Origin of the sequence: Sporosarcina sp. E16_8, from assembly GCF_017347095.1 — a bacterium.
In the GTDB taxonomy this organism is placed as follows: domain Bacteria; phylum Bacillota; class Bacilli; order Bacillales_A; family Planococcaceae; genus Sporosarcina.
In genome coordinates, this window is sequence record NZ_JADPRZ010000018.1 from 28398 (window position 1) to 47746 (window position 19349).

Here is a 19349-nt window from a genome sequence, read left to right on the forward strand (position 1 = left end):
TTGTAGTAAACATTATTTTAATGCACCTTGAGTTAAACCTTTTTGCAACTGCTTCTGTCCTAGAAATAACAATAATAATGTCGGAATAATGACTACGATTACACCTGCCATAACCACCCCCCACTCGGTTCCCGTTTCTAGCGACTGCAATTGTTTCAAACCGATTTGTACGGTTCTAACGGATTTATTTGTCGTAATAAGCAACGGCCATAAATACATATTCCAAGTCGTCAAAAAGCCATATGCACCTAACGTGACAAGACTCGTTTTAGAGACAGGCAGAATCACACGTCGGAAAAAAGCGAATTTACTTAACCCTGCGATTTGAGACGCTTCGTGTAACTCTTTCGGAATCGTTTTGAAATGTTGTCGCAGCAGGAATGTTCCAAATGCCAGCGCGAAAAATGGCAGCGTCAGCCCTTGATACGTATTGAGCCAATCAAGTTTTTGGATGGTGAATTTATTTGGTATCATTGTTGCTTCCCAAGGGATCATCATTGTTGAGATAAACAGGAAAAAGATGAAATCGCGTCCCTTGAACTGGATGAAAACGAACGCATAAGCAGCAAGGCTACACACCGCTAGTTGCCCAAGCATGACGCTTACGGAAACGATGAAACTGTTCAATAAATAATTTAACAATGGCAACCTATCAAACACTTTAATATAGTTGTCCAAACTAAATGACTGCGGTAGAAACTTCCCCTGCAAAAGTTCGGGTCCTGTCATAAATGAAATCAAAAACGCATACATAACTGGAAAGAATACAAGAAATGATGTAACAATTAATAGGAAGTAGATCCAAATCTTTTTAGGAAGGCTCGTTGTCATTGGTAATGGACCCTCCTTTCTCCAAGTTTAAATTGAAGAATAGTCACAATCAGAATAATGATAAACAAAGTGACCGCCTGCGCACTCGCTGTTCCAAACTGATAATTGATGAAGGCTTCACGGTAAATGGAGTAAACAATAAGATTTGTCGATGCCGAAGGACCCCCTTGCGTTAAAATATCAATCTGTCCGAACGATTGGAACGCATTAATGAGTGAAATGGTAATGATGAAAAATAGCGTTGGCGACAACATCGGAAGCGTAATTCGACGTAATCGGTAAAAGTATCCGGCCCCATCGATCCTGGAACTTTCATAGAGATGTTCATCAATATTTTGTAACCCTCCGAGTAGAATGAGAAACGAAAAGCCGATATTCATCCAAATCGTCGAAATGGAGACAGATAGAAGCGCCCACTGCGGATCTAACAGCCACTGTATTTGTGGCAAATTCAGCAAGCTCAGCAACCGATTGAACATCCCCATACTCGGATTAAACATGAATAACCAGATCACGGATGAAGCAGCTACGGAAATTCCCATTGTCGACGAATACACTGTTCGAAAGAACCCAATTCCTCTCAGTTTTTCATTCGCTAACAAGGCGAAGAATAGTGCCAAGATGATGCCAATAGGTACTGTGTATAAGACAAATAACCCGGTTGCTTTCATACTGTTGATAAATGCGGTGGACTCTAGTAAATAACTATAGTTTTCAAAGCCTACCCATATCGCTGCATCTCCATTTTGGTCAGTTAAGAAAAAACTCAGGTATATAGTCCTGAACATTGGATAGAAGACAAACACTGAAAAGAGGAGTATCGATGGCAGTAAGTAAAGCAGCGCAGTTCTGCCATTCGCCGTCCTTTTCCAGATTCCAGGCTTTTCAAGCAAAGTCATACGAGCACCTCTTTGCCGAATACGCTGTTTCCAAGGTCCGTTGGCTTTTTGATTAAGTCTCCAGTTCTAGCTTCAAATAGACAGAACGCACCGTAGTCAATAAGGATTGGAATCGAATCCCCAATGTCGATATGCCATTGTCCACTCCATTTTGCCATCCATTCATTAGTACCCAATTTAAATGAAAACACGGTTTCATTGCCCAAAACTTCAACGTTCGTTACCACAACATACAACTTATCCTTTTCCGGCGTATCTTTTAAGGCTGGCCGTAAATGCTCCGGTCGGATTCCTGCAATAAGTTGATACTCGGGAATACTAATGACTTCCTCGGGCGGTACTGGCAAACGAAGTATATCTCCAATGACGATTGCTGATGCTTTTTTATCGACATCAGAATATGCTAAATTCATTGGTGGTGAACCGATGAACGTGGCGACAAATGGATTGGCCGGATTATTATAAATATCAATCGGTTTCCCGACTTGTTGGATTTTCCCTTCATGAAGAATCATAATACGGTCACCCATCGTCATCGCCTCAACTTGGTCATGCGTCACATAAATCATTGTAATACCTAGCTTCCGCTGGATCCGTCTGATTTCCGTACGCATATGGGCCCGCAATTTTGCATCCAAATTGGATAGCGGTTCATCCATAAGGCAAATCGGCGATTCACTGACAATTGCACGGGCAAGCGCAACTCGCTGACGCTGACCGCCTGACAGTTCACGTGGCTTTCTTTTTAAATAATCGGTGAGCCCTAACATTTTAGCCACTTCAGCAGCCCTTTCTCGTTGTGCAGCTTTCTTCACTTTTTTCACGTCGAGCCCAAACGTAATATTTTGCTGAACTGTCAAATGTGGATAGAGGGCATAGTTTTGGAATACCATTGATAGATCACGCTTATTCGGTGATAAGTGATTGGCAACCTGATCACCAATTTTAAGCGTGCCACTCGTAATAGTCTCAAGGCCCGCAATCATCCGGAGCATCGTACTCTTTCCACAACCGGATGGACCGACAAGGACAAAAAACTCGCCAGGCTCAATGGTTACGTTTATATTGGAGATTACATCCACTTGTTTATCGTATGATTTCGACAAATTAATAAGCTCCACTTTTTTCACAAATTCAATCCCTTTCCATTCGCAAATACGTGATAACTCCTACATCTTTGTAATACCTTTCTATAAATTGACGCAATCTCCTCTATTATTTACCGAATTTTTACAAACGTTTACATTTACCAAACAAATGAGGAGTGGTTGTTTTGAAGAAAATGATGGTACTTCTATTGCTTTTAGTGTCATCCGGTTCTACTAAGCCCCCTGTTGAACGCGCATCTTTACCTGATGATCAATTCCTTGTCATCGCCCACCGCGGGGCATCCGCCTATGCACCTCCTCACACATTAACCGCTTATGAGTTAGCTATAAATATGGGTTCAGACTATATCGAACTTGATGTACACATGACAAGAGATAGAAAACTAGTTGCGATGCACGATTCTTATTTAACATTTCAAGATACAGAACAAGCCATTGCTGACGTGACATTTAATGAACTTCAACTTTATATGCCCGGTGAGGAATTTAACGAAAGGAATCCTAGATATGCATCTCCTATTTATAAACAATTACGCGTTGTTGAATTAGAAGACATCCTTCTCCATTTCGGCGACTCAGTCAACTATTATATCGAGATAAAATCACCCCATGCGTATCCGGGTATTGAAAAGGAGCTGCTACATCTACTTCGCGAAAATAACCTTTTACGTGGTGATGATGTGATACCAAAAGTGATCATTCAATCATTCAACGAAAATAGTTTGAAGGCTATATTCGCGATGGAACCTTCCATTCCGCTTATAAAGTTATATTCATTCGACAAAGAAGCCCATCTTTCAAAGAAGAAAGTGCAACAACTTAAAGAATATGCATCAGGTGTAGGTGTCAACGTGGATTCGGTGACGAAAAAGTTCATTAAATCAATGCATAAAGAAGGATTGGACGTCCACCCTTTTACCGTTAATGAAGAAAAATTGATCCGAAAACTTATGAAACTAGGTGCTGATGGAGTGTTTACAGATAATCCGGATGTAGCCGTGCGCGTGAAAAGCGAACAAAGCAGTTTGGATGCCGACTAGGGTCCAAACTGCTTTTCATTTTATATGTTGACCGGGTCTCTAAGTATCGTTTTCAACACTTTTCCGCTGGCATTGCGAGGGAGTGTATCGAGAAATTCGATAACAGCAGGTATTTTGAAGGATGCCAGTCGGCTTTTACAAAAATCGATAACTGCTTGTTCAGTAAGCGAATTCTCTTCTTTCAATACGATGTACGCTTTCGCTACCTCGCCGTATAGTTCGTGAGGAATGCCAACGACTGCTGCCTCGAGTACCTCTGGAATGGCATACAAGGCTTCTTCCACTTCTACCGGATATACGTTTTCTCCCCCGCGAATAATCATATCCTTTTTGCGGTCCACAATATAAAGTAGACCGTCTTCATCAAAACGACCGAGATCACCGCTGTACATCCAGCCATCTTTTATCGTTCGTGCAGTTTCTTCTTCATTTCTCAAATACCCTTTCATCACTTGAGGGCCTTTCACAGCAATTTCACCTACTTGACCTGTCGGAAGCGCTTTACCAAACTCATCCATTACCTGTACTTCGGTTTGCGGCAATGGTTCGCCTACAGAACCGATTTTTGACAATGCATAATGGTCTTTCAACGTCGTTGCACCCGGTGAATTTTCCGTCTGCCCATACAAATTTTGTACGTTGACGTCCGGGAACAATGCTTTCACTTTTTTCACAAGCTCATAAGGCATCGGTGCCGCTCCATAACAGAACAGTCGCAAATTGGATAGATCCGCTTTTTCCAGTGACGGCGTATTTAGAAGAATACTATACATGGCCGGCACACCGAAAAAAATCGTCGCGCGCTGTTGCTCCATCGTTCGAATTGTTGCCTCCGGGGAAAATGTTTCTTCAATGATGACCATTCCACCTTTATAAATGACGGGAATGCTAAATACATGACTCGCCGCACAATGGAAAAGCGGCGCAACGATGTGCATACGGTCATTGTGGTCCATCTCCATCGAGTCACTCCATATTTCAGCGATTGCCGCAACATTTCTATTGGTTAACATGACGCCTTTTGGCCGGCCGGTTGTTCCCGATGTGTAAAAAACAACCGCTGTATCAGCATCGAGTGATTCCCGTTGTTCTACATGACGCTGTTCACCGTCAATAATGGCTTCGAATTCATGATTGGTAACCATCTTATGTTGTAAAGCGGGTAACTTACCTTCAAGTAAATCAAACACGGTTGCCAGCCGCTTATCGTAAATGAGACCTTTCGCTTCTGAATGCGCTAAAATGTAATTCATTTCCGGTGCAGTCAACTTCGTATTGATGGGTAGCGCTGTAAATCCGCCTATTTGGCACGCGTAGTAACCTATTAAAAAAGAATCCGAATTCATCAGACAGAATGCTAAAATATCATCTTTCAGATAACCTAAATCTTGAAAATAGCTTGCTAGATTCTCTGCTTTACGATAAAAGTCTCCGTATGAAATCTCTTTGCCATTAAACGATGTAATGACTCTTTCTGGATATGCCTCGGAAGTAATCTTCAGTTTTTCTGCAATAAACATCGCCAAACCCCCTTTAATGTCTCTTTCCCTATTGTTAGATAATTATAAATAGTAAAATACCTTAATGCAAGATAATTGGTAGTAAGTACAAAACCTTTCGGAAGTTGAAAATGTATTATAGGATAGTAATAGCATGATTTCATGATGAATACGAATTGAAACAGAAAGGGGAGATAAGCGTGGCAAAAGCGCTCAATAAGATATTTTGGGGTTCACTCCTTGTATTCTTCAATTTTCACATCATTAATTTCGATATCTTACCGAACTTCCTTGGTTATATAGTCATTTACTTAGGTTTAAAAGGTTTAATATCCTATTCGGATCAATTTTCGAAAGCGAAACCATATGTGCTGGTACTGGCAGCAGTATCAATTCCTTTAATCTACCAATTCGAAGTGAACTTAACAGAACAGATAGAGATAACGACAAACAGCTATATACTGATGGCTATATACATTGTTGTTGCATTTGTTCAACTGGGATTTGTCTACCACTTTATGCGCGGACTTTTGGAAATCGCACAAGATGCCCCATTCAAACCATTTGAAAAGAAGACGGGTACTGTACTGCGTTTTTATATTATCCTGACACTAGTTACTCAAATCATTACATTGCTCATTTTAATCCCAAACGCTTTTATTTTACTTTTAACTCCAATTATTTTAGTACTAGCGATTATGTCCTTTATTGTCGAAATCATATTGCTTGTGTTGATTCGTCAATTTCGTTCAAAAAGCTTACAACAAGACTAGAATTGAAAAATCCTGTAAGAAGTAAATTCACTTCTTACAGGATTTTTTGTATGGTTTTTTAGTTGGAAATTCTTTGTTCGATTTTACTGGTTTGGGTATTTAGTCCTTTAACTTTTCTCAATAAACACCCACCACTTTCACGATGCTTAGATGTGGTGGATTCCTTGGTTATACGCGGGGCTATGGTGGGATATGATTGGTTGGCGGGATATATGATCGGTCAACGGGGGATATGATCGGTCTACTGGATATATGATCGCTCGGCGGAGTTATATGATAGGTTGGCGGGATATATGCTCGGTCAACGGGTTATATGATCGGTCTACTGGATATATGATCGGTCAACGGGGGATATGATCGCTCGGCGGGGTTATATGATCGGTAAACGTGATATATGATCGCTCGGCGAGATATATGATCGGTCAACAGGTTATATGATCGGTTGACGGGATATATAATCGGTCACCTCTTTTTCCAACAAAAAAGGGCTACCCGTTAAAGGATAGTCCCCATTATTACCTTACGCAAACAACAGTCTTCGACGAATCAATTGAATGGCCCATTTCATTTAACGTGTCACCAATCAATTAAAGCGCTTTGCAAATGCCGCTGTGTTCACTTCAAACCTGCTTCTTCAACTTCCAGATTTCTGTCGCATAATCTTGTATTGTCCGGTCGCTGGAGAACTTTCCTGAGTGAGCGACATTCGTAACACTCTTACTCAGCCAGGATAATTTATCACGATATGTCTGCTCCACTAGTTCTTGGGTTTCAAGATAAGGCTCAAAATCCTTTAAGACAAAATAAGGATCATTTTGGGATAGAATATTGTAATAAATATCTTTGAACTCAATATCATGCGATCCAAATTCACCGTGATTTAATTGATTTAGGATTCGGCTAACCCTGTCGTCCGTATTGTAAATATTCGTAGCATTATAACCACCATGTTGATAGTAATTCAATACTTCATCAGCTCTTAAACCGAAAATGAAAATGTTTTCATTGCCAACGGCCTCTAAAATTTCAACATTTGCACCATCTAGCGTACCAATTGTTAAAGCGCCATTCATCATCATTTTCATGTTGCCAGTACCTGATGCTTCCTTACTTGCAGTCGATATCTGTTCACTAATATCGGCTGCCGGTATGATTTTTTCAGCAAGGCTGACATTGTAGTTTTCTAAAAATACAACTTTCAGCTTACCTTGAATACCCGCATCATGATTCACAATCGAGGCCACAGTATTAATAAGCTTGATTACTTCTTTCGCTAAATGGTAGCTCGGTGCGGCCTTTGCCCCGAAAATAAATGTACGTGGAATCATTTCTAGATTTGGATTTTCTTTTAATTCATTGTATAAATAAATAATGTGGAAAATGTTAAGCAACTGACGTTTGTATTCATGAAGCCGTTTAATTTGCACATCAAAAATTGATTGGTCATCCACTAAAATACCCGTGCGCTCATGAATGAGGTTCGCTAATAGTTGCTTATTGTCATGCTTCACCTGACTAAACTTTTCTAAAAATGAAGGATCCTTCGCATACTTTAATAAGCTGATAAGCTGTTTGGGGCGTTGTATCCACTGCGGACCAATTGACTCTGTTATAAGGCCCGATAATTTTGGGTTTGCTTGCAACAGCCAACGGCGATGGGTGATTCCGTTCGTCTTATTATTGAAACGTTCTGGGAAAAGCTCATAAAAATTCTTCATTTCCTTCTTCTTTAAAATATCCGTGTGTATTTGCGCGACACCATTGACACTAAAGCTACCCACAATTGCGAGCCGTGCCATGTGGATTTGCTCATCAGCGATAATGGCTAGCTCCGGAATTTTCTCCCTAAGCTCCTTGTGATCAAACCAGAGCCCTTTACAAAAACGCTCGTTGATTTCATCAATAATCATATAAATACGCGGAAGCAGATGCTCCATCATTCCTTTTGGCCAGGTTTCAAGCGCTTCACTCAATGTCGTATGATTCGTGTAGGCAATGACTTTTGTCGTTACTTCCCAGGCACTGTCCCAACTGAAGTGCTCTTCATCCATAAGAATTCTCATTAGTTCAGGGATTGCTAGAGTTGGGTGCGTATCATTCACTTGAATAACCACTTTTTCAGGTAAATGCTTTAACGACTTTTGATGATTCTTTTTAAAGTCCTTAATGATATTTTGTATACTGGAAGAAACAAGGAAATACTGTTGTTTTAAGCGCAACTCTTTTCCTTCATACTTTGAATCGTCCGGATATAAATACCCGGAAATTTGTTCAATCGAATGCTTATGATCAAGATCATGGTAATAATGTGAGTCATCCGGGTCTTGTCCAACTGATTCTGCGCTCCATAGACGAAGTGTATTGATCACTTCATTTTTATAGCCAACAACAGGGATATCATAAGGTATCGCCATGACCTTATCTGTATTTTCATGTTTGAATTCAATATTTCCATCATTCCGCTGAAACATATGTACGTTTCCGTGATAATGAATGCAAATAGCTTCGTCCTCTTTGCGCGTTTCCCAAGCATACTTATCCTTTAACCAATAATCCGGAAGCTCAATCTGATTACCATTGATAATTCGTTGTTCAAATAAACCGTAGCGATATCTTATTCCGAAACCATGCCCAGGATATTTTAGTGAAGCTAATGAATCTAGAAAGCAAGCCGCTAATCGACCTAACCCGCCATTCCCTAAGCCAGCATCATGCTCTTGGGCATAAATAGTATCAGGGTCGAACCCTAACTGCTTCAGCGCCTCATTTGACTGTTCAAGCATCCCACAATTAAGCAGGTTACTTTCAATTAAACTACCGACTAAAAACTCCATCGATAGATAATAAACTTGTTTACAGCTTTTTTCGATATATCTTTTTTTAGTCAATTGCCAATGCGGTAGGATCTCCTCATTGACTATTGAAGCAATCACATAATACATATCTTTACCGGTCGCATTCGCTACTTCTTTTCTTTTGTCTGTTTGTAATTTGCTTATGATTCGTTCCTTTAACTCTTCCATAGTTAGTTCAAGCAAGATTCTGCCCCCTATACGCTTATTGTCATTAACTGGTCGTAAATAGTCGCATACTCCCGTGCTGAATCCTGCCAGCTGAACTGACTCTTATTGACATTTTTAACCACTACAGACCACTGAAGAGGATCATGATAAATTCGTAATGAATAGCGTAAAGTAGCCAATAAATCATCTGCATTGTAATTCGTAAAACTAAATCCATTTCCTTCGCCAGTTAGTTCATTAAACGACAGAACCGTATCCTTCAGTCCCCCTGTCTCCCGCACAATTGGCACCGTTTTGTATTGTAAGGCAATGAGTTGGGCTAATCCACAAGGTTCAAACTTTGATGGCATGACAAAGAAATCGGCACTTGCATATAATTGTCGCGCTAATCCTTCATCAAAAGCCAACAAGGTCACAAGTTTAGTTGGATGACAATCAGCAACTTCCGTAAAATACGTTTCAAATTCTTCCTCACCGGTACCTAGGATAATGAGTTGAACATCTTCGCGAAGAAAATCTTCTAAAATATGTTGAACAAGATGCAAGCCTTTTTGTTCAACAAGCCGAGTAATAATAATATAGAGCGGCTTTTCAGCGGCAATCGGCAATCCTAGTTTCTCTTGGAGAATAACCTTATTTTCCTTCTTTTTAACTCTTGAAGAACGGTAGTTAACTGCAATTGCCGGATCTGTTTGAGGATTATATTCTCGAGTATCAATACCATTTAGCACACCGGTTAAATTAGCGGAACGCTCTAAAAGAAATGGGTGAAGTTCTTCACCAAAGTAAGGTTCTTTTATTTCTTCTCCATAACTAGGACTAACGGTTGTGATTTTATCTGCATGAAACAAACCGCTTTTCAAACAGTTCAACATCCCATTCCATTCAAAACCACCGATATGCTCCCGTGACATATCAAAGAAATCCTCATATATTTCGAGCGGCATCATCCCTTGGTACTTAATATTATGAATTGTCATGACCGTTTTCATGCCGGTAATTGGTTGAAGAATTTTAGCAAAAGCAACAGCCATACCCGCTTGCCAGTCATGTGCATGCAGTACGTCCGGTTTAAAATCTAGATGGGATAACGCTTCAATGACAGCACGACTAAAAAACAAAAATCTTTCGCCGTCATCATAATACCCGTATACCCCTTTGCGGGTGAAATAATACTCATTTGAGATGAAGTAATAAATAATATTATTATAGTTTAAAGAATAAAGACTTGCTTCCGAATTACGCCACCCTAGCGGAACATTGAAGCTCATGTGATACACCATTTGATTTCTCCATTCTTCCGGTATTTCATCATAAAGTGGAAGAATTACTCGTACTTCGATTCGTTCATTTTCTTTCAATGCTTGTGGAAGTGACCCGACCACATCTGCTAATCCCCCGGTTTTAATAAAAGGTGTACATTCCGAAGCTACAAATAATACGTTTCTCATATGAAATCTTCCCTTTCCAACCAACGATTTCTTATTTTACATGACTTGTCTTTTTGCAACGACATATGGTTTATCCTTTGATCCGATTAATTTTTGATTTGCGGTCACATGAACGTCTTTATCTAATATCACATTTTCCAAATAGACACCTGCTTCAATCGTACAACGCTGCATGATTATCGAGTTTTTTATCGTGGCTCCTTCTTCTACGGTTACACCTCTAAACAACACACTACCCTCTACATCGCCAGCAATAATACAACCGTTTGCCAGAATTGATTTTTTGACACTCGCTTCATTACGATATTTCGTAGGTGGCTGATTCCCAACCTTCGTCCGAATAAATGGTAGTTTATAAAATAACTCCTGATAATTATCCTCGGATAATAGGTTCATATTATGACGATAATAACTTTCGATTGAATTGATAAACACACCGTAGCCATTGTTGTTATACGTTTGAACCTTTAACTTAGCAAGATTTTCTATAATGCCATGGACAAAAAAGTGATCTTGGTGGTGTGCGATACATTGATCAACTAACGTCATTAACAAGTCTTTGTTTATTATATAAACACCCGTGAAAAGGTGGTTATCTTGCTTATCATTCGTGATAGCAGTGACCCAGCCCTCTTCGTCTGCTTCAATACGAAAAGCAGAATCATGTTCAGTATTTAATGTCTCAACATGGGTAGAAATCAGCGTTACATCCGCTTTATTAGCAAGATGACTCTTAAACGCATCTTGATAATTCGTATTTGTTATAAATTGACTTCCACTAACCAGCACATAGGACGATTTTCCACGATCAAAATAGTCACGGTTATTATGGAAAAAACTCAAATCGCCTTTTGAAATATCAGATGGATCGTTCCAGTCCGGTGGAAGTATAAACAAACCTCCACTTCGCTCATCCATCTCCCAGCTATCACCTGTTTGAAGATGATCCATTAAGGATCTATATTTATTGCGGGTAAAAATCGCTACTGACTCTACATTAGAATTCCCCATATTGGAAAGTGGAAAATCAATCAGACGATAACGACCTGCAAATGGTATTGTGGCACCGCTACGAAAATAAGTTAATTCATGAAAGTAATGATGCTCGTGTTCTAGATTAATAAGACCCATCATTGTGTTCATCTATTTTACCCCCTTAGATTGTATAGATAAGTTGAACTAAAGATTCCATTCAAATCCGCTGCGGCGCTCGGGGATGCCTCCCACCCTAAGCCAAGCAGCTTACTTTTGTGATAAAACACTAGGCGCCCTATGAGCAGGTGCTTTCGGATTACTTTGGACTGAACGACTCCTATACAATTATCGAGATTTCCTACGCAGCTTTTTCGTTAATCGTATAGTGGCCGTTCGTCCGTCGCTCTCCAAAGATACAGGTACACTAAGTGCTAAAGCTTTTTGGGACGAAAGAATAGTTGGCTTCTTATCTGGATAAAGGCCGCCAAAGATGCAATTTTGGCTACTTACTCCTTCTTTATGATTTTTTCCATTTTTAATTTTAGGAAGTGACATTTTCTATAGGGAATCACATGATCCCGAGCGTACCCTTGGCTAAAAAAGTAAGTAAGGAACGCATTGTAGAAAGTGCAAGCGTGCCCGAAATTGCATCTTCGGGCACTTATAACTTCTGTGAAAGGTCATCTATTCTACTATTCCAAGCAACTGCAATTTTCACTTGAACGTTGTAGGTACGCGACAGGCAACTAATCGCAACAGGATGATCAAGGTCGGTGTGGCTAGAAGTGACGAAGTCACTTCTAGCCACACTTGCCTCTCGAGGAGGAATGTACTTCTATTCCTCCCCAAACCTGTCGTGATTAGTTTGGCCGAAAGCGGGCCGGAAACGTACTAGTCCAAATGGAGACTTTTGCGCCTACCTGACCAGTATTTTATGCAAGAAAGTGGTTAATCAACAGACCTGATTCAACATATATAGTTCCGTTGTTCACGACGTCATTTCACTGAAGAGTACAACAAATCATCGTACTTCGATTGCTCGCCCTAGTAGCTTAACGCTAAAATCCCCTTCAGCGTTTCTTGATTAATGACAAGCGGCTCTTCAGTAAGACCTACGCTAATATGTGTACCTTCAGGAATCTTTGTATTTTCCATAACAATTACTCGTTCTAGAATCGAGTCCTTCCCCACCTCTACGCCAGGGTACAAGATTGATTGTTTAATCAAGCTCCCCTGGTGAATCACTACATTTTCAAATAATACTGAACTGTCAACTGTTCCGCTGACCTTACAGCCAGAATTGATCAATGAATGCTTCACAACTGCAGTTTCCCCGATATACTCTGGGGGTATATTCGTTTCATTGGTGTAAATTCTCCAGTTTGCATTATTTAACAAGAGACTCCAATCTTCATCAAGCAGGTCCATATTGGCTTCCCAATAACTTTCAATTGTGCCGACATCTTTCCAATAACCCTCGAAACGATAAGCATACAAAAGAAGACGATCAGTAACCATCGCTGGAATAATATCTTTTCCGAAATCATGGCTGGAGTGACTATTTGCAGCATCCTCCACTAAATAGGCTCTTAACTTTGCCCATGAAAATATATAAACGCCCATAGATGCTAAATTATTTTTTGGGATTTTCGGTTTTTCATCAAATTCGTAGATGCGCATGTCTTCGGTTGTATTCAAAATTCCAAACCGTGATGCTTCCTCCCAACTCACTGGGATTGCGGAAATGGTAACATCAGCGCCCGTTTTTTTATGATCTTCCAACATGGCTGCGTAATCCATTTGATAAATATGATCACCCGAAATGACAAGGACATATTCTGGATCATGCCGGTCGATAAAATGAATATTTTGATAGATTGCATCGGCCGTACCAGAATACCAGTCTCCTCCATCTTTCCCTGTATAAGGGGAAAGGATCGTCACACCAGTATTTTGCCGATTCAAATTCCACGGCTTTCCATTCCCAATATGTTTATTTAATTCAAGCGGTGAATATTGAGTCATCACGCCCAATGTCTTAATCCCTGAATTTGTACAATTACTTAACGTGAAGTCAATAATTCGATACTTACCACCGAAGTGCACTGCTGGTTTCGCTAAGTTTTTCGTTAATTCACCTAAACGTTTGCCTTCCCCGCCAGCCAACAACATGCCTACACAATTTTTCATTAAATAGCCTCCTCGATGAATTCCGGAATTATTTTGCGTTTAAAAACAGTGATAGCCAAAGGTGGTACCTTTATTTTTATATGCTGTGATAATGTGTGCCATTTTTGCGGGATACTAAAGTGATCAGCATCGTTTACCTGTCCAGATCCCCCGAATTGAACAGCATCTGAATTAAATACTTCTTGATAAGTTCCAGGAGTTGGCACTCCAATTTTATAGTCAAAAAGGACATCCGACGTGAAATTGCAGACAATAATTAGTTCATGCCCCGGGCTTGTACTACGTCTACGAAAAGCAATCACACTTTGATCGATATTATGAGGATCAATCCACTCAAACCCTTCGGAATCATGGTCCAATTCATAAAGTTCTGGATATTCTCGGTAGAAATGATTGAGTGCTTTGACATAGTTAAACATCGCTTGATGAAGTGGATACTCCAGTAAATGCCAATCTAATTGTTCTTGATCCTTCCATTCAGCGTACTGCGCTAGTTCGCCTCCCATGAATAATAACTTTTTACCAGGGTGCGCTATCATATAGCCGTATAGCAATCTAAGATTTGCAAACTGTTGCCACTGGTCGCCAGGCATTTTATCAAGCAATGATTTTTTGCCATGAACAACTTCATCATGTGACAGCGGTAGTAGAAAGTTTTCCGTATGTGTATACATAAATGAAAATGTCAGTAAGTTGTGATGCCATTTACGGTAAAATGGATCAGCTTCCATATATGAAAGCATGTCGTTCATCCAGCCCATATTCCATTTGAAATTAAAACCAAGCCCTCCTGCATGTGTCGGCGCCGTAACAAGTGGTAAATCTGAACTGTCTTCAGCCATCATCATTACGCCGGGTTCATATGAAAAAACAACTTCATTTAATTTGCGAATAAAGGCATATGCTTCAAGATTTTCATCTCCACCGTATGAATTGTAGATTTTATCCTTGTCCTCTGATTTATCGAAGTTAAGGTAGAGCATACTAGCTACTGCATCTACACGAATCCCATCGATATGGTATTCTTCCAACCAAAAAAGCGCATTAGAGATTAAAAAGCTTTGTACTTCAGGTCGCCCAAAGTCAAAGGTTAATGTTCCCCACAACTTTTTTTCAGCTTTGCGAGGATCGGCATATTCATATAATGGCTCCCCATCAAATTGACGAAGTGCAAATGCATCCTTACAGAAGTGACCAGGAACCCAGTCCATAATGACTCCGATGTTGTGTTGATGGCATTGATCAACAAAATATTTAAATTCATCACGTGGACCATAACGCGACGTGACAGAAAAATACCCAGTTATTTGATAACCCCACGACAGATCAAATGGATGCTCCGCTAATGGGAGTAATTCAATATGTGTATAGCCGAGCGATTTTACATAAGGAACCAATTGGTCAGCAAGTTCACGATAGGAGTAAAATTCACCGTCTTCATCTTTTTTCCAAGAGCCTAAATGAACTTCATAAATCGATACTGGTGATGTATAAACATCAAAGGACTTCTTTTCTTCTTGCCATTCATCATCACTCCACACATATTCGGATAGCATCGGGGTTAAAGATGCTGTTTCAGGTCGAAGCTCAGATTGAAGAGCATACGGATCTGCTTTTAGTAGCACCTGACCATTCTCCGATATAATTTCATATTTATAGGGGATGTTTTCGGGAATGTCCGTATAAAAACCAACCCATAACCCTTCGTTCGTGATTCTCTTTAATGCGTGTAAATTGCCTTTCCAATGATTAAAGTCACCGACTACATGAATTTCTTTGGCGTTAGGTGCCCACACTACAAATCGATATCCTTGAGTGCCCTGCCATTCAATCGTATGGCAACCTACTAATTGGTGACTATGATAATTAGTCCCTTGGTGGAATAAAAAGATATCCTGTTGTGATATATTGTAATACATCGTGCTGACTCCTTTCTTGAGCCAATTAAGATTATATTCATGAAGGGATACGAATATGACTAGTTTTTCTTTGTCGCGGATCATTTATTATTTACTTCTTTGTAATAGCTACATATTGTGAATGACATAACGGTTATATTCTAAGCATTTACTATTGCTACGTAGAACCCTAATTACTTTTGCTTTCATCACAATCTATATTAGCAGGTTATTGTGTAAATAAATTTTAAATCGTTCTACAAATTTCTTTTTTTGTAAATATAATGTAAGTTTATGTCGAATGAAGGACTTAACTCTGGCTTCATTTTCCTATATAAATTTAGTGTTTTGTTTAAACACCTGTCTGTTTACTACCCACTTTCTTGCATAAGATACTGGTCAGGTAGGCGCAAAAGTCTTCAGTTGGATTAGTACGTTTCCGGCACTTAATAAATGGATAGTAAGTGATTATTATTAGGAAGCAGTTTCTAATACCGCTTCGTCGCTTGGTGATGGCCTTCCGTAATGAGCCCCCCAGAAGATCACTGTCGGTCTCATTACTTCGGCGCCTGCAGGATGCAGGTGTGCAGCCTTTGCCGCAGGACGCGGCGATATTGGGCTGCCTTTCATTAGTGTCGCTCCATCGCTAGGTTCTTTCGTTGTACAAGGAGATTAGTACAGTTTCTATTGAATCCTAAATACATAGGTGACTTTCTATAAAGATTGTAAGTACCCAAAGATACAATTTCCAGGTTCATTAATCATCATTTGATATCCTGTAGAGATTAACACTTCCTTAAAATAATAAAGAAAAAACCATAGAGAAGGAGTGAGCTGCCAAAATTGCATCTTTGGCGGCTTTTCTACAGGTAAGAAGCCAGCTATTCTTTCGTCCCAAACAGCTTCAGCACTTCGTGTATCTGTGTTTTTGAAGAGCGACGGAGAAACGGCCACTCTACGATTAACGAAAAAGCTGCGTAGGGTGCGGCAAAGTCGTATTCCTACGCAGCAGGAAATCTCGGTAATTGTATAGGGGGCGTTCAGTCCGAGCAATCCAAACAACTATACAAGGAGCGCCTAGTGTTTGATTATTTTATTTACTGATTGTTTATGGTTAATCAACAGATGTGGTTTAAACTTTAAACAGGATGACAATAACTTCATTTTAGACTAAAATTTTCAATACCCGGTTAAAGTTCAGGTAAGTTTCTTAATATAGGGGTAGAACATATACTAAGATTAAGCATGTGTAAATGGAAATAGTGAAGATGAATTTTGGGTACTGACAATAGAGAAATCAGCGCCAGTACGTCCAGTATGGTAGAACTAAACAAGAAAAGGGGGTACTTTTGTGGAAACTCATGTAGCTTGGATCGATGATGTTCACGTGTTAACCGTTATCGTGAACGATAGTTCAATAATCCTGCACGCGGAAGAACCACCCGTCATTTATTGGGCAGCAAAAGAGAAGTACTTTTTGACAAAGGTTGATAAAGTAAACGCCGATTCCACTGTAAGTATCATTCTTTTAGAAGAACTGCCAATCGGAGAAAGTCTTGTGCTCTTATGGGGCACAGCGAAGGTTCCCGTTTATCCTCGAGCAATCGTCCGAACGGATTGGTTTGATCAGCACTATGCCAATTTGACTACTAAATTTGGGACTGACTACGAAGATTCGGCAACAACATTCTCTATTTGGGCCCCGACGGCTACTTCTGTAAAATTATATTTAGATAGTCGTTATTTTTTATTACATCGACAAAAAAGTGGTTTATGGCAACTAAATGTCGATGGTGACTGGCATGGTTTTTCTTATGATTATGAAATTATCGTCAATGGGCAAACGACACGCTTGAATGACCCCTATGCGAAAGCCATGCTTGCTAACAGTGAAAAAAGCGTGATTATAGACCCCGCTAGAACAAACCCGCCTAACTTCAGCAAACGAAACAGGCCAAAACTTCAACATTTACAAGATGCAATTATCTATGAGTTACATGTTAGAGACGCAACGAATCAAGATGAAAGTGGGGTCGTTAATCGAGGGAAATTTTTAGGTTTGACAGAAACAGCTACAACAACTACTAATGGTTTTTCAACAGCGCTCACTTATATGAAAGAATTAGGTTGCACACATGTTCAACTTTTACCCATTAATGATTTTGCACGCGTAGATGAGACTAGTCCGAACGATGATTATAATTGGGGGTACGATCCATTATTCTTTCAAGTTCCAGAAGGTAGTTATTCCGTGACACCTAATGACCCCGTAGCAAGAATCGTTGAATGTAAAAAGATGATTCAAGCGTTTCATCAGGAAGAAATCGCGGTCATCCTTGATGTCGTTTATAATCATGTTTTCATCATGGAAGAATCACCATTTGAAAAACTTGTTCCTGGCTATTACTTCAGGTATCACAGTGATGGAAGCCTTAGCAATGGAACTGGGGTAGGTAATGATTTTGCAACAGAGCGAGCAATGGCGCGAAAGTTCATTTTAGATACGATTGATGTTTGGCTTGATGACTATCATGTAGATGGATTCCGGTTTGATTTAATGGGGGCCATTGATATCGAGACAATGAACAAAATTCATGACCGCTGTAAAGAAGAAACAGTGCCGATAATGCTGTTAGGTGAAGGTTGGGATCTTCCAACAGCATTAGCTTCCGAAAAGAAAGCGACTTCCATGCACGCCAATCAATTAACAGGTATCAAATTTTTCAATGACTACTTCCGGGATTCACTCAAGGGTCAGTTATTTAACAAACACGATACGGGTTATGTAAATGGTCAAGGTCGTTTCATCGAAAGGCTACCCCACCTCGTATCCGGAACCTCTTTAGAAGAATTTGGTGCACCATTTGTGTCGGAGGTGGACCAAACGATTAACTACGTCGAATGCCACGATAACCATACACTTTGGGATCGGCTTCTAGTTAGCAATGACCAAGACAGCGAATTGACGCGTAAGAAAATGCACCAACTTGCTTCAGGAATCACGTTATTAAGCCAAGGAATACCGTTTATCCATGCGGGTCAAGAATGGTTTAGAACGAAGCAGGGCGATGAGAATAGCTATATTTCCAGCGATCGGGTCAATCAATTAGATTGGCGGCAAAGAGAAGTTGAAAATGACAATGTTGAATTTATTAAAACGCTGATTGCGCTACGGAAAAAATATAATGTATTTCGCCTGACTTCTAAACAAGACATTAGGAGAAGATTATATATAGTTGACACGCCCTCTCCTGTTTTTGGCTTCACATTACTTGGAGATAATGAAGACTTTGCAATCTATATTAATCCAACAAAAACAGCTTATCAGTTACGTTTGCCTTCGTCGGCTAGATGGCGAATTATGGCGAACAATAATTTCAATAAGCATACAGCGCAACAGGAAGTAATAGGTGAATTAATTTCTATTGATCCTTACGAGTTAGTCGTCTTTATGAAATCACGGGAGATTAAATAAGAGAAGGTACCCAGCTTGGCTTTTAAGGAACTATAGATTTCATTCAAAATCCCCTAGCATGCCTAGTGGCCGTAGGGGATTTATCATCATTTAGTTATTTATTGTGCATCACGTCTGTTGATTAACCATTTTCTTGCATAAGATACGGGTGGGAAGGGCTTGAAAACCTCCATTTCCCACTACATA

The 19349-nt window shown here is 39.9% G+C and carries 12 protein-coding genes; 3 read left to right on the forward strand and 9 right to left on the reverse strand.

From position 1 onward, the window contains the following. Positions 1 to 12: 12 nt before the first annotated feature. From I2484_RS12120 to I2484_RS12130, 3 genes are read right to left on the reverse strand one after another with little or no spacing between them, the layout of a single operon-like run. Positions 13 to 831: a carbohydrate ABC transporter permease gene (locus tag I2484_RS12120; RefSeq protein WP_207151283.1), complete on the reverse strand. Its 819-nt coding sequence runs from the start codon at positions 829 to 831 to the stop codon at positions 13 to 15. Beyond that, positions 828 to 1730 carry a carbohydrate ABC transporter permease gene (locus I2484_RS12125; protein ID WP_207151284.1) on the reverse strand — a complete coding sequence of 301 codons (903 nt, stop codon included), beginning with the start codon at positions 1728 to 1730 and terminating at the stop codon, positions 828 to 830. The genes I2484_RS12120 and I2484_RS12125 overlap by 4 nt, the downstream gene beginning before the upstream one ends. Continuing rightward, a complete protein-coding gene (locus tag I2484_RS12130) occupies positions 1727 to 2860 on the reverse strand; it encodes a sn-glycerol-3-phosphate ABC transporter ATP-binding protein UgpC (RefSeq protein ID WP_207151285.1) in 1134 nt (377 codons plus the stop codon). The genes I2484_RS12125 and I2484_RS12130 overlap by 4 nt, the downstream gene beginning before the upstream one ends. A 152-nt stretch (positions 2861 to 3012) precedes the next feature. On the opposite strand from I2484_RS12130, the gene I2484_RS12135 reads away from it, so the two are divergent. Further along, a complete protein-coding gene (locus tag I2484_RS12135; RefSeq protein WP_255551374.1) occupies positions 3013 to 3879 on the forward strand; it encodes a glycerophosphodiester phosphodiesterase family protein in 867 nt (288 codons plus the stop codon). A 20-nt stretch (positions 3880 to 3899) separates the two neighbouring features. On the opposite strand, the gene I2484_RS12140 is transcribed toward I2484_RS12135, so the two are convergent. After that, positions 3900 to 5399, reverse strand: coding sequence for a class I adenylate-forming enzyme family protein (locus tag I2484_RS12140; protein WP_207151287.1), 1500 nt, complete (start codon positions 5397 to 5399; stop codon positions 3900 to 3902). A 179-nt stretch (positions 5400 to 5578) separates the two neighbouring features. Here I2484_RS12140 and I2484_RS12145 point away from each other — a divergent pair, with 179 nt between their 5' ends. Continuing rightward, positions 5579 to 6151: a hypothetical protein gene (locus I2484_RS12145; protein WP_207151288.1), complete on the forward strand. Its 573-nt coding sequence runs from the start codon at positions 5579 to 5581 to the stop codon at positions 6149 to 6151. Positions 6152 to 6771: 620 nt separating this feature from the next. Here I2484_RS12145 and I2484_RS12150 read toward each other — a convergent pair. The 5 genes from I2484_RS12150 to glgB form a co-directional block, all read right to left on the reverse strand. After that, complete coding sequence (locus tag I2484_RS12150; RefSeq protein ID WP_207151303.1) at positions 6772 to 9174, reverse strand: glycogen/starch/alpha-glucan phosphorylase; 2403 nt, start codon at positions 9172 to 9174, stop codon at positions 6772 to 6774. Between the two features lie 26 nt (positions 9175 to 9200). Further along, complete coding sequence (gene glgA / locus I2484_RS12155) at positions 9201 to 10625, reverse strand: glycogen synthase GlgA (RefSeq protein ID WP_207151289.1); 1425 nt, start codon at positions 10623 to 10625, stop codon at positions 9201 to 9203. A 36-nt stretch (positions 10626 to 10661) separates the two neighbouring features. Continuing rightward, a complete protein-coding gene (gene glgD, locus I2484_RS12160) occupies positions 10662 to 11768 on the reverse strand; it encodes a glucose-1-phosphate adenylyltransferase subunit GlgD (RefSeq protein WP_207151290.1) in 1107 nt (368 codons plus the stop codon). 876 nt (positions 11769 to 12644) lie between these two features. Continuing rightward, on the reverse strand, positions 12645 to 13790 hold the full coding sequence (locus I2484_RS12165; RefSeq protein ID WP_207151291.1) for a glucose-1-phosphate adenylyltransferase: 1146 nt from the start codon (positions 13788 to 13790) through the stop codon (positions 12645 to 12647). Next, on the reverse strand, positions 13790 to 15709 hold the full coding sequence (glgB, locus tag I2484_RS12170) for a 1,4-alpha-glucan branching protein GlgB (RefSeq protein WP_207151292.1): 1920 nt from the start codon (positions 15707 to 15709) through the stop codon (positions 13790 to 13792). Before glgB ends, I2484_RS12165 begins: the two co-directional genes overlap by 1 nt. A 1330-nt stretch (positions 15710 to 17039) precedes the next feature. Between glgB and pulA the strand changes: the two genes are divergently transcribed. Then, positions 17040 to 19163 (forward strand): type I pullulanase, encoded by a 2124-nt coding sequence (gene pulA / locus I2484_RS12175; protein WP_207151293.1) that lies wholly within the window; start codon positions 17040 to 17042, stop codon positions 19161 to 19163. Positions 19164 to 19349 lie beyond the last annotated feature (186 nt).

Coding starts and splice junctions, on each gene's coding strand:
- I2484_RS12120 (WP_207151283.1), bottom strand. CDS start 831: ATGACAACGAGCCTTCCTAAAAAGATTTGGATCTACTTCCTATTAATT.
- I2484_RS12125 (WP_207151284.1), bottom strand. CDS start 1,730: ATGACTTTGCTTGAAAAGCCTGGAATCTGGAAAAGGACGGCGAATGGC.
- I2484_RS12135 (WP_255551374.1), top strand. CDS start 3,013: ATGATGGTACTTCTATTGCTTTTAGTGTCATCCGGTTCTACTAAGCCC.
- I2484_RS12140 (WP_207151287.1), bottom strand. CDS start 5,399: ATGTTTATTGCAGAAAAACTGAAGATTACTTCCGAGGCATATCCAGAA.
- I2484_RS12150 (WP_207151303.1), bottom strand. CDS start 9,174: ATGGAAGAGTTAAAGGAACGAATCATAAGCAAATTACAAACAGACAAA.
- glgA (WP_207151289.1), bottom strand. CDS start 10,625: ATGAGAAACGTATTATTTGTAGCTTCGGAATGTACACCTTTTATTAAA.
- glgD (WP_207151290.1), bottom strand. CDS start 11,768: ATGAACACAATGATGGGTCTTATTAATCTAGAACACGAGCATCATTAC.
- I2484_RS12165 (WP_207151291.1), bottom strand. CDS start 13,790: ATGAAAAATTGTGTAGGCATGTTGTTGGCTGGCGGGGAAGGCAAACGT.
- glgB (WP_207151292.1), bottom strand. CDS start 15,709: ATGTATTACAATATATCACAACAGGATATCTTTTTATTCCACCAAGGG.